This window comes from Nocardia higoensis NBRC 100133, from assembly GCF_000308595.1.
In the GTDB taxonomy this organism is placed as follows: Bacteria; Actinomycetota; Actinomycetes; order Mycobacteriales; family Mycobacteriaceae; genus Nocardia; species Nocardia higoensis.
The window spans coordinates 162,362-176,005 of sequence record NZ_BAGA01000077.1; the positions used below are offsets into that span (position 1 = coordinate 162,362).

13 protein-coding genes are annotated in these 13,644 nt (G+C 69.2%); 2 read left to right on the forward strand and 11 right to left on the reverse strand.

What is annotated here, in order from left to right:
• Window positions 1-9 precede the first annotated feature (9 nt).
• The 7 genes from ON26_RS13195 to ON26_RS13225 are packed head-to-tail and all read right to left on the reverse strand — an operon-like array spanning window position 10 to window position 6,935.
• Entirely contained in the window at window positions 10-804 is a 795-nt protein-coding gene (locus ON26_RS13195; protein ID WP_040796361.1) for an SDR family oxidoreductase, read from the reverse strand.
• Window positions 801-1,718 carry a hypothetical protein gene (locus ON26_RS13200; protein ID WP_040796362.1) on the reverse strand — a complete coding sequence of 306 codons (918 nt, stop codon included), beginning with the start codon at window positions 1,716-1,718 and terminating at the stop codon, window positions 801-803. The genes ON26_RS13195 and ON26_RS13200 overlap by 4 nt, the downstream gene beginning before the upstream one ends.
• Window positions 1,715-2,404 carry a hypothetical protein gene (locus tag ON26_RS13205; RefSeq protein ID WP_040796363.1) on the reverse strand — a complete coding sequence of 230 codons (690 nt, stop codon included), beginning with the start codon at window positions 2,402-2,404 and terminating at the stop codon, window positions 1,715-1,717. Before ON26_RS13205 ends, ON26_RS13200 begins: the two co-directional genes overlap by 4 nt.
• Entirely contained in the window at window positions 2,401-3,522 is a 1,122-nt protein-coding gene (locus ON26_RS13210) for an aromatic ring-hydroxylating dioxygenase subunit alpha (RefSeq protein ID WP_040796364.1), read from the reverse strand. Before ON26_RS13210 ends, ON26_RS13205 begins: the two co-directional genes overlap by 4 nt.
• An 11-nt stretch (window positions 3,523-3,533) precedes the next feature.
• The gene (locus tag ON26_RS13215) at window positions 3,534-4,511 is read right to left on the reverse strand and encodes an alpha/beta hydrolase family protein (protein WP_245545839.1); all 978 of its coding nucleotides are present in this window, start codon (window positions 4,509-4,511) and stop codon (window positions 3,534-3,536) included.
• On the reverse strand, window positions 4,508-5,320 hold the full coding sequence (locus ON26_RS13220; protein WP_051027021.1) for an oxidoreductase: 813 nt from the start codon (window positions 5,318-5,320) through the stop codon (window positions 4,508-4,510). The genes ON26_RS13215 and ON26_RS13220 overlap by 4 nt, the downstream gene beginning before the upstream one ends.
• Window positions 5,321-5,324: 4 nt before the next feature.
• Entirely contained in the window at window positions 5,325-6,935 is a 1,611-nt protein-coding gene (locus ON26_RS13225) for a nitrilase-related carbon-nitrogen hydrolase (RefSeq protein ID WP_040796366.1), read from the reverse strand.
• Window positions 6,936-7,157: 222 nt separating this feature from the next.
• On the opposite strand from ON26_RS13225, the gene ON26_RS13230 reads away from it, so the two are divergent.
• Window positions 7,158-7,451: a Dabb family protein gene (locus ON26_RS13230; RefSeq protein WP_040796367.1), complete on the forward strand. Its 294-nt coding sequence runs from the start codon at window positions 7,158-7,160 to the stop codon at window positions 7,449-7,451.
• Window positions 7,452-7,488: 37 nt separating this feature from the next.
• On the opposite strand, the gene ON26_RS13235 is transcribed toward ON26_RS13230, so the two are convergent.
• Genes ON26_RS13235 through ON26_RS13250 form a run of 4 tightly spaced genes read right to left on the reverse strand, consistent with a single transcriptional unit; the run spans window position 7,489 to window position 12,707 of the window.
• Window positions 7,489-8,901: an aldehyde dehydrogenase family protein gene (locus ON26_RS13235; protein WP_040796368.1), complete on the reverse strand. Its 1,413-nt coding sequence runs from the start codon at window positions 8,899-8,901 to the stop codon at window positions 7,489-7,491.
• Window positions 8,902-8,911: 10 nt separating this feature from the next.
• Window positions 8,912-10,051: an FAD-dependent oxidoreductase gene (locus ON26_RS13240; RefSeq protein ID WP_040796369.1), complete on the reverse strand. Its 1,140-nt coding sequence runs from the start codon at window positions 10,049-10,051 to the stop codon at window positions 8,912-8,914.
• The gene (locus ON26_RS13245; protein ID WP_040796370.1) at window positions 10,048-11,436 is read right to left on the reverse strand and encodes an aldehyde dehydrogenase family protein; all 1,389 of its coding nucleotides are present in this window, start codon (window positions 11,434-11,436) and stop codon (window positions 10,048-10,050) included. The genes ON26_RS13240 and ON26_RS13245 overlap by 4 nt, the downstream gene beginning before the upstream one ends.
• Window positions 11,436-12,707, reverse strand: coding sequence for an acyl-CoA dehydrogenase family protein (locus tag ON26_RS13250; RefSeq protein ID WP_040796371.1), 1,272 nt, complete (start codon window positions 12,705-12,707; stop codon window positions 11,436-11,438). Before ON26_RS13250 ends, ON26_RS13245 begins: the two co-directional genes overlap by 1 nt.
• A 150-nt stretch (window positions 12,708-12,857) precedes the next feature.
• On the opposite strand from ON26_RS13250, the gene ON26_RS13255 reads away from it, so the two are divergent.
• A complete protein-coding gene (locus ON26_RS13255; protein ID WP_218000577.1) occupies window positions 12,858-13,643 on the forward strand; it encodes an IclR family transcriptional regulator in 786 nt (261 codons plus the stop codon).
• The last annotated feature ends 1 nt before the right edge of the window (window position 13,644 follow it).

The following is a 13,644-nucleotide window of genomic DNA, read 5'->3' on the forward strand; positions in this document are numbered from 1 at the left end:
CTCCTCTTCTCAGGCCGAGATGGCGTTGTCGCCGAACAGGTCTCGTTTGCGAATCGGGGCCATCGCGAAGCGTGCCGCGATCTTCGGCGTGGTCAGCCACCGCACGTGGGCACCGTTGCGGGTCTGCGAGACCACCTGTTCGGCCAGCCAGGGCGTCACGGTCTCGACCTTGTCGGCGAGGATGTTCATCACCTTCTTGACCGCGACCAGCTCATCCGCGGAGTAGCCGTGCAGCAGGAGATCGGTCACGACCATGCCCGGGCTGAGCCTGCCGATCGAGACGCCCTCCGGCGCTTCCTTCGCCAATGCCTGGCTGAGATAGCCGACGGCGCGTTTGGTCGCGCCGTACAAGCCGAGCCCGGCCACCATGCGCCCGTCGCTGCCAAGGCCCTCCATGTTCCACACGTGCCCGCCACCGGCGGCTGCCATTCCGGTGATCGCCACCGCGGAGCCGTTCATCGCGCCGAGCAGATTGGTCGAGACCACCGCCTGCGCCGTGGTGGCGGGCAGTTCCCAAGCCCGGGCCCGGTCGTGCGAGATGCCCGCATTGTTGATCCAGATGTCGATGCGCCCGAACCGCTCGCACCCGGCATCCCAGAACTTCTGGAGCTGATCACGATCGGTCACATCGGCGACGAAGACCAGCGCGCGGTCGGGGAGCTCGGCCCGCACCTGTTCGACGCGTTCGGGGTTCGTGCCGCACACGGCCACCTGATGCCCGGCGGCGAGCAGCGCCCAGGCCAGGCCGAGGCCGATGCCGCGGGTACCGCCGGTGATCGCCACCGTCTTCACCGGCGCTGTCACGACCGCTCCAGGACACCGTGCACGACGGAGGCCAGGCGGTTGTGCTCGAAGAGTTCGTAGACCACCGCGAGGCGGGTGCCCGCACCCATACCGGGCTGCGCATCCATCATGAATTCCCTGCCCTCGATCCGCTTTCCGTCGGCGAAGTGCACCGTCGGGTAATTGGCGCGGCCGTAGGAGGTCGCATTTCCCCAGCCGTCGGGACCCTCGTAGAAGAGCCGGGCCCCGTCGCGCCGCGCCGTGGTCCGGTAGCACTGCTCCATCGCGCCCGACCAGGTGACCGTGTGCACGGCTGTCAACAGGTTCACCGGCTCGATGTCGAGGTCGATGTGCACCGCGCCGATCTTCTGCTGATCGGCGCCCCACAGTTCGCATGCGCCGCCATAGCGGCTGGAATCCTTCGTCGGCAGCATGAAAGCCACCGCACCGCAGCGCGTCTCGTGTGCGAGGTGGTCTTCGACGAGTTCGGGAACGCGGGTGTAGAGGCCGTTGAACACGCCGACCATGGCCGGGCCCTGACGCAGCACCGACGAATACACCTGGCTGTCGCCGATGGTCTGGTTCCAGGTGTTCAGGCCGACCTGCCACCCGGGCCCGTAGTAGCGCGCGTCCACGAAACCGCCGTAGGGCTGCCCGGAGCCGAAGAAGTCCGGTCCGGTGTAGAGCCGGTCGGCATCGGAGTCGATCACCCCGAACGCGAACGGCGCGGCCAGCGCGAACCGGTTGGCCAGTGCACCGCTGCCCTGGATGCCGCCGTCCATGTAGTAGGTGGTGACGCCGTTGTCGAAGACCGAGGAACGGCGGATGTCCTCGAAACCGTGCCAGACGCCGTGGGCGTCGAACAGTGAGGGCCGGCCGACCCATTCGCCGGCGATGCGCTGCTGCCATGCGCTCGGTTCGACCGCCGTGCTCATGCCAGCAGCTCCCCGCGCACCCGCTCGGACTGCTCGGCGCCGATCAGGCGGGTCACCTGCTCCCACACCGGATCGACACGGGGATCGAACAGGTTCGCGCGGTTGGCGCGGTCACGGCCCGCCAGATCGGCGTCCACCTCGGTGACGCCCTTGCGGACCAGCGTCAGCCAGTGCTCCAGGTAGCCGTCGACGGTGTCGTCGAGTGCCTTGAAGGCTTCGGGCGTGGCCCGGCACACCAGCATCCACGGGGACATCATGGCGCGCTGACGTGGGCCGATTGCCGCAGGTGAAATGCCGTCGACGGTCCATGCCGCCGCCAGCAACGGTGTCAGCGGGACGAACACCTCGTCGAGGTAGTCCAGATGTACCGCCAGGTCGGCCCGCGGGACGAGGTCGAGGTGCATCGCGTGGAACTCCGGCGAGGACACCGAGTCCAGGGTGAAATGCGGAATCGACGAATCGGGTCCGGTGAAGGCGAAGATCATGTGGCTGTCCAGGCCGATCATCGGCACCACCAGCGACACCGAAACGATCTTGTCGATCGGGCCGCCGCGCAGCACCTTCAGGCTGCCGACCGGTTCGGGCGACATCGGGCTGGTCAGCGGTACGTCCTCGGTGAGGGTGGAGCCGAGGGCGTCCGACAGGGTGGCGAGGGTGCGCTCGCTGAGCGCGGCGGGCAGACTCATCGGGGCTGACTTCCGTTGCGGGCCTTGTGCACCCAGGCACTGGCCAATTCGGGGTTCTCGCGCCGGGTGGGCGAGGCGATGACGGTGGCGTTGCGGCGCAGGCCGGACATGGGGATGATGTCGTCGCCGCCCACCCACCAGCCGTCCTTGATCAGCTGATTGCGCCTGCGCCGGTAGGCGACCTGCAGGCCGTCGCTGCGCACGTGCAGCTCGTCGGCGAGATCGAAGGGCAGCAGCTCCGGGCGCTGGGCCTCCACGACGGGACGGTCCTGCAACAGGATCCGCTCGATGCGTTTGCGGGCGTTGTCGTCGGCCCAGGCGCCGGTGAAGAAATTGCGGTAGCCGAGGATCTTGATCAGCGTCTTGTCCTCGGAGATGGGGATGTTGAAGTCGTAGAGGATCATCTCGCCGATCGACAGGCGCACGTGCAGTTTCACCACGTTCGGCAGGTACCAGCCGTTGGTGACGACGACGTGCTCCGGGCGCGGCCTGCGTTTGGACAGCCAGCCCCACAGCCCTTTCGGCGGCGGTGGGCTCATCGGGATGTCGGCCTCGGCCGACCATTCGTCGGAGCGGATCACGAACTCGGGGATCTCCGGCTTGTCGGGATTGCCGAAGGCGGTGCCGTGCACGAATGGAGTGTGCGAGGCGTCGACCGCGTTCTCGAAGACCCGCTCGTAGTTGGCGTCCATCTCCATCTCGACCTGCACCATCCGGAAGGTCGGGTCGTCGTGCTGGGGGATGTGCGGGATCGGCGGGCGCTCGGCCTCGGGTAGGTCGCCGATGAAGGCCCACACCATGCCGTAGCGCTCCTCCGTCGGGTAGGTGTCCACTCTGGCCTTGCGCGGGATCGAGCGACCTTCGGCGTTGGCGGGGATCTTCTTGCACACGCCGTCGGGGTCGAACTGCCAGCCGTGATACGGGCAGGTGATGCGGTCGCCGGTCACCGTGCCCTGGGCCAGCGAGCCGCCGCGGTGCACGCACAGATCCGACATGCACACCGGCTTGCCCGCCTGATCGCGGTAGAGCACGAATTCCTGGCCGAGGCAGGTCACCCGGGCGGGCTTCCGGGTGACGCGGTCCGCGAATTCCAGCGCGTACCAGAAGTTCTTCATCATCGGGAAAGCTCCTATCGGTGGTGCAGGACGACGTCGGCGTCGATGGGCGGGCGGTCGTCGACGGCTGAGACGTCGAATTCGGAGAGCTCTGCTCGTGCCTGCGGTGAGCCGGTGAGATGGGCGCGCAGGAACAGCGTGGTCAGCCGGGAGAACGGTGCGAGCGCGTCGGTGTCGGCGGGGCCGTCGAGGAAGGCGCGGGCCGCGGTGGGGTCGGCCTCGGCGATGCCGAAGTGATTGGCGCCCTCGATGATCGCGAGCAGATGTCCGTCGCCGGGCAGGGCTTCCCGGAACGTCCTGGTGACCGGGTCGGGGCGGTTCGCGCCGTCCTCGCCGTAGCGGTCGGCGCTGCCCATGATCACCCCGTCGTTGGTGCCCACACCGAGCAGGACCGGGCAGTCGACCTGGGCGGGGAGCACGGTACCCGGATCCCAGCCGAGCATGGTGGCGACCATGGTGTGTGCGCCCCAGGCGAAGACCGCCTTGATGCCGGGGAAGAAGCGGGCCGACTGCAGGGCCACGGTGCCGCCCGCGGAATGTCCGCCGAGACCGACCCGGCTCAGGTCGAGCGCGCCGGCCAGCGGCCCTTCGGCGTTCAGTGCGGTGAGCGCGGACAGGATGGCGCCGATGGCCGGGCAGGTAGGGCCGTTGCCGTAGGCGCCGGGGCGCGCGGCGGCGAGTTCGACGCCGGGGGTCAGACCCACCTGGCCGCCGAACAGTTCCGCTACTCGATCGAAAGTAACCACCACGAAACCGCTTTCGGCGATAGCGGTGGCGTAGCGACGGTAGGCCTCCTGCCCGACGTTGACCCCGGAGACGAACAGCACCACCGGGTACGGCGCACCCGCGCCGTCGGCGTCGAACACGCCGGTCAGTCGTTCGGCATCGTCACCGCGCACCTCGGCGGGGTAGTAGACCTTCAGGTGCGCGATGTCGAAGGGGCTCTCGCCGTGCGTGCGTACCGACCACCACAGCGAGCGGATGATGCTCACGACTGTCCCGGCCGATCCAGCACCCGGTCCCCGCCCCACAGCGCCCGGACCAGCTTCGCAGTCACCTCGGCGCCGAACATCCGCTCACCCATGACATTCGCGGGATCGCGCTCGGCGATATTACGCCGGATGGCCAGGTCGCGGGCCGCCAACGCCGCGCGCTCCTCGGCGGGCACCGGCTCGGCCTCGTCCACCCAGGCCAGCCACTGGTCGACCCGGCCGCGCAGCACCTCGGCGACGGTGTCCAGATTCGAGCGGCTCGGCGGGAACGAGTAGCAGTACGCGGTGGGCGACAAGCTCGACCGGATGAAACCGGTGCGGCTGGTGAACCACACGAAATCCGGATGGGCCGCTTTGAAATCGAGCCACGCGGTGTCGTTCGGGTCGTAGTACCTGTCGAAGTACTCGCCGTCGGCCACGAGATCGCCGCGCGGGATCGAGTCGACGTAGAACCAGCCCTCCGGCCACAGCAGCATGGCGATGCCCAGGTGCGGCACCTGGATCTGCGGACCGAGCCAGAGGGTCAGGTGCAGATTCACGAATCCGGAACTCGGATCACCGATCCAGGAGTGCACCAGCCAGTCGACCTCGGGACCGGTGTAGGCGGCGAGGCTGCCGGACGGGCCCTTCGCCGGATCGCCGTAGGTCTCCAGTTCCTCGGTGCAGGGATCGCGCACCAGCTCGAAGCGCTCGGCCAGCCGATCCTTCAGTTCGGTGAGCAGGGCGCGCCATTCGGTGAAGGTCTCGGTGACGTCGGCGCGCGGGGCCTGGTCGACCATCTGCTCGACGTGTTGGAGCGTTTCGCTCACCTTCTCACTCCGTTCCTGTAGTAGCGGCGGCGAGCGGCCTGCGCGGGCGCCCGTCCACGAGGTTGGTGCCTTTGGAGACGTTGCGGTTCACCGCCTGGGCAGGCCGGATGGTGCCGCGCAGGCTCACCGATCCGGCGACCGTCTCGCTCACCACGGGATGGCTGATGACCCCGGTGAACGGACCCTGCCAGGTGGTCCACAGCGTGAAATCGGGGCTGAGCGCGAAACAGGCGCCGTGGAATTCGGCATTCCCGTCGTAGCCCGCGCTCACCACGTTCAGCCGGTTCTCGGCGGCGCGCTCGGGCAGGCCGAGCCGGTACTCCCACGGCTCCGAGGGCGAGTGCGGGACGGCGACGACATCGGCGTCGGCGACCGCCGCCAGGCGGAAGGTCTCGGGCAGGAGCGCGTCGTCGCCGACCACGACCGCCAGCCGCCCCCAGGGCAATTCGAAGATCAGCAGGTGGTCGCCGAGTTCGGTGAGCCACGGGTGCCGGGCGGTCGCGTGCAGTTGCGGCTGTCGGCCGACGATGCCGCCCGCGTTCACGAGCAGTCCGTGGTGCGCCGCGCCGTCGCGGACCGAGAACACCGCGTGGGCGGCCGTGCCCGAAAGCGCCTCGCGCACCTGTTCGGCGGTGATCGCGGCCAGCTCGGGTAGCACGATGAGACCGGCTCCGGCCTGAGCGGCCTTCGCGATCAACGCGGCATCCGGTTCCATCACCGCGGCGGACACGGTGGCCGCGCCCGGCTGCGCGGTGCGCTCGGACGGCTCGCTCAACGGTCCGTAGATCTCCGGCCTGCGCACGGCCAGCAGGTCGGTGCCGTCGGGCCGGACCTTGTCGTCGGCGCGGGCCGGGTCGATATCGGCGACGACGATCGCCTCCCCGGTGGGCGGCGCGATGGCGACGACGGTGCCGTCCGGGGCGACGATCTGGCTCTCGCCCGCGCCGTGCAGGCGGTCCGCGGGCACGCCGAGCTTCGCGGCGATAGCGGGCAGCTCGTCCTCGGGTAGCAGCGGGCCGACCTTGTTGGCGGCGACCACCCACACCTTGTTCTCCGCGGCGCGCACCGGGACGTGCAGGCTCGCCTCGTCGACGGCGAAAGAATTCAGGCTGTTCAACAAGATCTGCGCGCCGCGAACGGCCATCGAGCGGGTGACCTCGTTGATGACGCCCTCCATGCAGGCATACATCCCGAGGCGTCCGAGCGGGGTGTCGATGACCGGCGAATCGACCTCGCCCGGATCGAAGTAGTCGTTCTCCGCGCCCATCAGCACCTGCTTGTCGGACTCGCCGAGCAGGGCGCCGTCCGGGCCGTAGAGCAGGCTGGTCGCGGTGGTGCGGCCGTCGTCGCGGGCGAGGCTGATGCCGATCTTGACGTAGAGCTCGTGCTGCGCTGCCCGCTCGGAGACGGCGGTGAGGAAGTCGTCGCCGAGCCGGCGGGCCTCTCGCCGTGCGTGTTCCCGGTCGGCGTACCAGGATAGGTGGTTACAGAACTCCGGGAGAACGACCAGCTCGGCGCCCGCTTCGGCGGCGGCGTCGATCGCGCGCAGACATGCGAGCAGATTGACCGACGCATCGGTGCCCGCGGCGAATTGCGCGGCTGCGACTCGACTCATGGCATCGTCCTCTTCTCGCTACGCAGTATGACAGGCGTTTCGCTGTTCGAAACAGCGTTTCCGAATTTCTCGATTCTGTACCAGTGCTGGTCGGTCGTCCAGACGGGTAACGCGCTCTTCATGGCGACGTAACCGGATGTCGGCGCCCGGGCGGAGCCGTGCGACCTCGGATAAGATTTTGTTTCTTTCATCGAAACAGCGTTTCTCCCTGGAGGGGCTTCCGTGGACGGTACCGCGTTGCACCACATCGTGTTGATGAAATTCCTGGACCGGTCCGATGCGTCCGAAGCCAAGCGGCGGCTGCTGGAGATGGCGCCCGCCGTGCCCCAGATCCGTTCCATGACCGTGGAACTCGACGAGGCCGGTACCGCGGTGTCCTACGACCTGTGCATGACGACCCGGCACGATTCCGCCGAGGAGTTGAGCGGATATCAAGGCCATCCGGCCCACCTCGAACTCGCGTCCTGGCTGAAACCGCGCCTGGCTGCCCGCGCGGTCGTCGACTACCACCGCTGACCGAGCCGCCCGGCGCGCGCCCGTGCCGTGGGGCCGTTCAGGTCGGATAGGCATTGGCGGCCGTGCCCGCACCGCCCGCCCGGAAAGCCGCGGGCAGATGCCGCACAGCGGACTGCGCATACGCGCGCAGGCCCTCCTCGCCGTACTCCCGGCCGAATCCGCTGTCCTTCGTTCCGCCGAACGGCGCGCGCAACGACATGCCCGTGCGGTTGTGGGTGTTCACGAAGGTGAAGCCGGCCTCGACGCGGGCGGCGACCGCGAAGGCGCGTTCCTCGTCGGCCGACCACACCGAGGCGCCGAGTCCCAGTTCGCTGTCGTTCGCCCGGTCCACGACCTCGTCGACCGTGTCGTAGGTGAGCACCGGCAGCGCGGGACCGAACTGCTCGAGCCGGACCAGATCGGCGTCGTCGGGCAGATCGAGAACCAGAGTGGGAGAAAGGAAGTAACCATCGCTGTCCGGGGCGTCGGCCAAGGTGACGAGTCGCCCGCCATGCGCGGCCGCGTCGGTCAGCAGTCCTTCGACCCGGTCCGCCGCCGACCGGGAGACCATCGGGCCCATGGTGACCGCCTCGTCGGTCGGGTCACCCACCGTCAAGACGCGCGCCGCCGCGGCCCGATACGAGTCGACGAACTCCGTGAACCTGCCGCGCGGCACATAGAGCCGCTTGGCTGCCATGCACACCTGGCCCGAGGTCGCGAACGAGGCGAGCACCAGTCGTTCGTAATCGCTGTCGCTCAACGCGAAATCGTCGAGGAAGATGGCCGGATCGTTGCCGCCGAGCTCGAGCAGGACCGGCTTGAGCGCCCGCCCCGCCGCCGCGGCGATGCTCCGTCCGGCGGCCTCGCCCCCGGTGAAAGCGATCTTGCGAACCGCCTTGTGGTCGATCAGCGTGAGCACCGTCTCGGGACCGCCGTGCACGACGGTGGTGTGCGGCAGCATCTCGGCGACCGCCTGCACGGTCAGCGGAGCCAGCGGCGACGGCTTGAGCATCACCGAATTCCCCGCGGCCAAGGCGGGCCCCAGCTTCAGCATGGCGAGGATGACCGGCGCGTTCCACGGGGTGATCGCGAGGACCACCCCGAACGGCGCCGCCCCGATCTCCAGCCGGCCGAGTTCGTCGTCGATCGCCGAATCGACCAGCACCGCCGGGGCGTTCGCACACACCCAGCGCAGATAGGTGACCGCGAATGTCAGCTCGCCCCGGCAGTCGGCGACCGGTTTCCCGGATTCCCTGGCCAGCAATACCGCCAGCTCCGGCACCCGCGCCGCCAGCGCCCCGGCCGCCTCGGACAACACCGCCAGCCGTTCGGTCATCGGCCGGCGCGACCAGTCCAGGAACTGCTCGTGCGCCTGCCGCGCCAGCGCGTCCACCGCCGACGGCTCGGTGCGCGGCACCGCGCCGACGATCTGTGCCGGGGCGGCCGGATTCTCCCGTTCGATCCACGTCACGGCGGCGACCTCACTTCAGCGAATCGATCAGGCAGGCGCGGCGCAGATAGGCGCGCGCCGCTTCGGGGTCGGCGGCGAGCCTGCGCAACCGCTCGTGTTCGGCGGCATTGTCGCCACGGATCCGGGACCAGTTGTCGTGGCTGGTGCGCTGCACGTGATCCACCGCCACCGTGCGCCGTCGCCGCGCCGCCTCGGTCAGCACCTCGTCGGGGCTGCCGTCCAGGACGTCGGCGAGCGCGGTCGCCATCGTCACCGCGTCGTGCATGCCGCTGTTCATCCCCAGTCCGCCGAGCGGATTGTTGACGTGCGCGGCGTCGCCCATGAGCAGCACCCGGTCGAACCGGAACTGCTCGGTCACCCGCTGGTGCACCCGATACAGCGAGGCGTGCAGGATGTGCCACGGCCTGCCGAGATCGGCGACACCGCGCAATCGCTCGGGCAGCCGCGCGATCTCGTCGTCGTCGGAGGTGTCGGCGGGCGTGGGCAGCAGCACCCGCCAATGGTGCGGAGTCCGCAGCAGCACCAGCCATTCCTGCGGATCGAACACGTAGTTGATCAGTGCGATCCCCGGCAGCGCGGCCTCGAGATCCTCGTCCACCGAGGCCACCAGGAAGCGTTCGGGATAGGTGGTTCCCGCGAACTCCGCGCCGAGCGCCTTGCGGACCGCCGAATGCGCGCCGTCCGCCCCGATCAGCCAATCCGCCTGCAGCACACCCTGATCGGTGTGTATCAGGACCTTGTCGCCGTCCTGGACCACGCCCTGGACACGATGCCGGAAGCGGATATCGGCCTCCGGTGGCAGCGCGTCGAGCAGGATCGGGGTGAGCCTGCTCTGTTCGCACTGCACGCGATACGGGAAGGCGGTGTCCGCGGCGAGCACCGCGAGATCGAGGGTGGCGATCTCACCGCCGCGCCGATCGCGGTATTGGAAAGTCGGAGCGACGATTCCGCGTTCGAGCAGCGTCTCGACGACGCCGAGGCGCTCGAGCATCTCCAGCGTGGGCGGATGGAAGGTCGACGCGCGCGATTCCGCGGCCAGATCCGGCCCTTGCTCGAGCACCGTCACCGTGACGCCGCGGCGGGCCAGTGCGAGTGCGGCCGTCAGGCCCACCGGGCCCGCCCCGGCGACCACCACGTGCGGCTCGCTCATGACGTGTGCAGGGCGAAGCGCCCCTCGATGCCGACGACCCGGGCGCCGGTGAAGAACCGCAGCGTCTCGGCCGTGCCCTCCTCACCGAGACCGGACAGACCCCACGCGGGCCGCGGCGTCATGAGATGCAGACTCATGATCGTCGAGCCGTTGACCTTCACCTCACCCGCGCGGATCCGGCGCGCCACCGCCAGCGCCCGCTCGAGGTCGGCGCCGCACACGTAGCCTTCCAGGCCGTAGGGCACGGCATTGGCCACCTCCGCCGGATCGGTGCGCTCGTCGTAGGTGACGACGGCGGCGACCGGTCCGAACACCTCGTCGGGCAGATCCTGTTCGACCAGGGTCGGCGGGAAGTAGTTGCCCTCGGCCGGTGGCGTGCCGAACGACCGCGCGGGCATCCCGGCGACGGCCCCGGTCAGCATCGCGGTGTGCCGGGAGTGGATCTGCGGACCCAGGTCGGTCGCGGGATCCAATGGCGAGCCGATCACCAACTCGCCCAGACGTTTTCCGATCGCGTCGACGATCTCGGTGGCGCGCGATTCGGGCAGGATCAACCGCCCGAGCGCCCGGCACCACTGCCCGTTCAGCGTGGTGAGCAGTTCCACCGCTATCCGCGCGGCGGTGTCGGTATCGGCATCGGGCAGCACGACCAGTGGATTGTGCCCGCCGAGCTCGAGTTGCACCGGCCGCAGCAGTCCGGCGCTGGCCGTGGCGATCGCTTTCCCGCCCGGCACGCCGCCGGTGAAGGACACCGCCTTGATCCGCGGATCGGCCACCAGCGCGGCGCCCGTCTGCGCACCGCCGTGCACGAGCTGGAACATGCCGGGCGGGACATGCGCCGCGATGACCTCTGCCAGCACGACGGAACTGAACGGGGTCAGTTCGCTGCTCTTGAGGATCGCCGGGCATCCCGCCGCCAGCGCATTGGCCACCTTGTGTGCGGCCATCGGCGCGGGGGCGTTCCACGGCACCAGGCACAGTGCGGGGCCGAGCGGCAGGCGATACACCTCGATACCGTCGCGGTCCTCGCGCAGAATGCCCGCCCGCACCTGCTGGGCGGCCAGCCGGAACGACCCGGCGACGATCACGCCGAGTGGTTCGGCCTGCCGCAACGGAACACCCGTGGTCGCCGCGTCGAGTGCGGCGACGGCGGCCAGTCCCGGTTCCAGGGCGTCGGCGATCGCGTCGAGGACATCCGGGTCGACCGGACCGCCCGCGGCCGCGGCGACCGCGAGGCCGCGCTCGATCCGCGCCGCGGACGTGGCCACCGCGCGAACGGTCGGCGCGCCGGTGGCCGGATCCTCCAGATCGAAGCCGAGATCGACGCTGGGTGTGCCCCATTCGCCGTCGATGTAGTCCAGGACCGGGGGCAGCTCCACGTCCATCACTTCGCCTCGGCGGGTGCGGTGGTGAACAGTTCGTTGGCCTTCGCCTCGGTCACGATCCGGGCGACCTCGAGCATGCCGCGCTCGGCGGGGAAGGTCATCACCAGTCCCATCGCGAGGTCGCGCAGCGCGCGGCCCGCCGCACCCTGCATCGACGCCGCCGAAGTTCCGCCCGCCTTCAGCGCCCCGAGCGCGACCTGGAAGCAGGCCTCGGTCACCGAGCCCTTGCCCAGCCGCCACTGCGTGAACACGTCCTGCTTGGACTTGAACGGCGGATCGGCGGTCTCGACCGTGAGCTGGTAGCGCAGCCACAGGTAGGCGGTCTGCAGCTGGCGGGTCATCTCGCCGAAGAGGAGCTGGTGCACGGGGGAGGAGGCGACCGGTTTGCCGGTGTCGGCGAAGGTCTTCGAGGTGGCCGCCGCGACCGCCTCGTCGTAGACGTTCTGCGCGCACCCGGTGTACGCGGCGGCGATGGCGAGCTGATTGCCGACGAAACTGCCGCGGCTCTGGGTGAGCATCTTCGGGAACGCGCCGGGCACCGTGAGTGCCTCGTCGTCGGCGATGAAGACGTTCGCCAAGCGGATGCCGTTGTTGGCGGTGGCGCGCATGCCGAGCCCGTCCCACGGCGCGCGGGTGCTGACGCCTTCCGCATCACGGGGCACGAAGAAGGTCGCGATACCCGCGGCGGTGTCGTAGCCGTCGAGCTTGGCCGAGGTGAGGTAGAAGTCGGCGACGCCGGTCGCGCAGCCGAAGGACTTCTCGCCGTTGAGAATCCAGCCGCCGTCGACCTTCGTCGCGGTGGTCGCGATGGTGATGTTGGCCGCCTCGGTCTTCACCGATTCGGAGGCGAAGTTCGCCAGCCACACCCCGTCGGCCATGCGGGTGAGCACCTTCTCCGCGAACGCGGCCACCACCGGTATCTCCTCGGCGTCGAACAGTCCCGCGTCGATGGCCTCGAGCGGGAGCAGGCCGCGCGAGGCGCTGGTGTTGTGGAAGAAATAGGACAGCGCGGTGGACGGACATGCCGTGCCCATCGCATACGTGGCGGCTGCCAGGTCACGCAGTCCGCCGCCCAGGCCGCCGAATTTTTCGGGCACGATCAGCCCGAGCAGTCCGGCATCCCGCAGCAGAGCGATATGGCCCGCGGGAAAGGTGCCGGTGGCATCTGCCTCGTCGGCCGCGGCGCGCAGGGCAGGTAGAACCGAATCCACCCGCTCGGCGCGCTCACGTTCGGCCGCGGTCATGTCTTCGACGAGTCGTTCACCGATCATTTGACTAGTCCCTCGATCCACGACGCACCTCTCGTTTCGGCTGTCGAAACACCGTCTCGCACAAGGTAACGCCATGCCGGGGGGCTCGCAAGGGGAACGCATGTCTGTCGTGTTTCCCCCAGGGAAATTCGGTCGCCTACACTGGCAAGCGTGTCCATCACAGAGTCCGAGAGCCCGAGCCGGTCGATCGCTGCTGTCGAGCGCGCGATGGACGTGTTGCTGCTGTTCGGCCGTTCCGGCCGCGCCGATCTGGGCGTCACCGAGATCGCCACCGAACTCGGCATCACCAAGGCCGCGGTGCATCGCATCCTCACCGCGCTGCGCAATCGCGACCTGATCGCCTTCGAGCCGGCCACCCGCCGCTACACCCTCGGTCACGCCGCGATCGCTCTCGGCCGCGCCTATATGGCGCGCACCGACCTGCGCATCATGGCCGCTCCGGAACTGCGCCGCCTCGGCTCGCTCACCGGCGAGACGGTGACGCTGTCGATCCGGCGCGGCGACACCAGGATGTATGTGGATCAGGTCGTGCCGGAACAGGAACTGCGCGTGGAGGTCACCCTCGGCGTGCCGTATCCGCTCTACGCGGGCAGCTCCTCGAAGGTGATCCTGGCCTACCTCGACAAGAAGGACATCGACGACTATCTGCGCAAGCAGGAACTGGTCGCGTTCACCGACGCCACGATCACCAGCCGCACCGCCTTGCGCACCGAGCTGGCGGCCATCCGCAAGCGCGGCTACGCCGTCTCGGTGGGGGAGCGCCAGCTCGGCGCCGCCTCGATCGCGGCCCCGATTCTCGATCACGACGGTGGCGTCATGGCCGCCATCAGCGTGTGCGCACCACAGTCGCGTTTCGAGCCGCGGATCGACGAATTCGTTCCCCTGTTGCTGAAAGCCGGGCGCGCCATCTCGGCGCAACTGGGTTACGCCGGATGAG

Coding starts and splice junctions, on each gene's coding strand:
- ON26_RS13210 (WP_040796364.1), bottom strand. CDS start 3,522: ATGATGAAGAACTTCTGGTACGCGCTGGAATTCGCGGACCGCGTCACC.
- ON26_RS13250 (WP_040796371.1), bottom strand. CDS start 12,707: ATGATCGGTGAACGACTCGTCGAAGACATGACCGCGGCCGAACGTGAG.
- ON26_RS13240 (WP_040796369.1), bottom strand. CDS start 10,051: ATGAGCGAGCCGCACGTGGTGGTCGCCGGGGCGGGCCCGGTGGGCCTG.
- ON26_RS13205 (WP_040796363.1), bottom strand. CDS start 2,404: ATGAGTCTGCCCGCCGCGCTCAGCGAGCGCACCCTCGCCACCCTGTCG.
- ON26_RS13245 (WP_040796370.1), bottom strand. CDS start 11,436: ATGGACGTGGAGCTGCCCCCGGTCCTGGACTACATCGACGGCGAATGG.
- ON26_RS13200 (WP_040796362.1), bottom strand. CDS start 1,718: ATGAGCACGGCGGTCGAACCGAGCGCATGGCAGCAGCGCATCGCCGGC.
- ON26_RS13225 (WP_040796366.1), bottom strand. CDS start 6,935: ATGAGTCGAGTCGCAGCCGCGCAATTCGCCGCGGGCACCGATGCGTCG.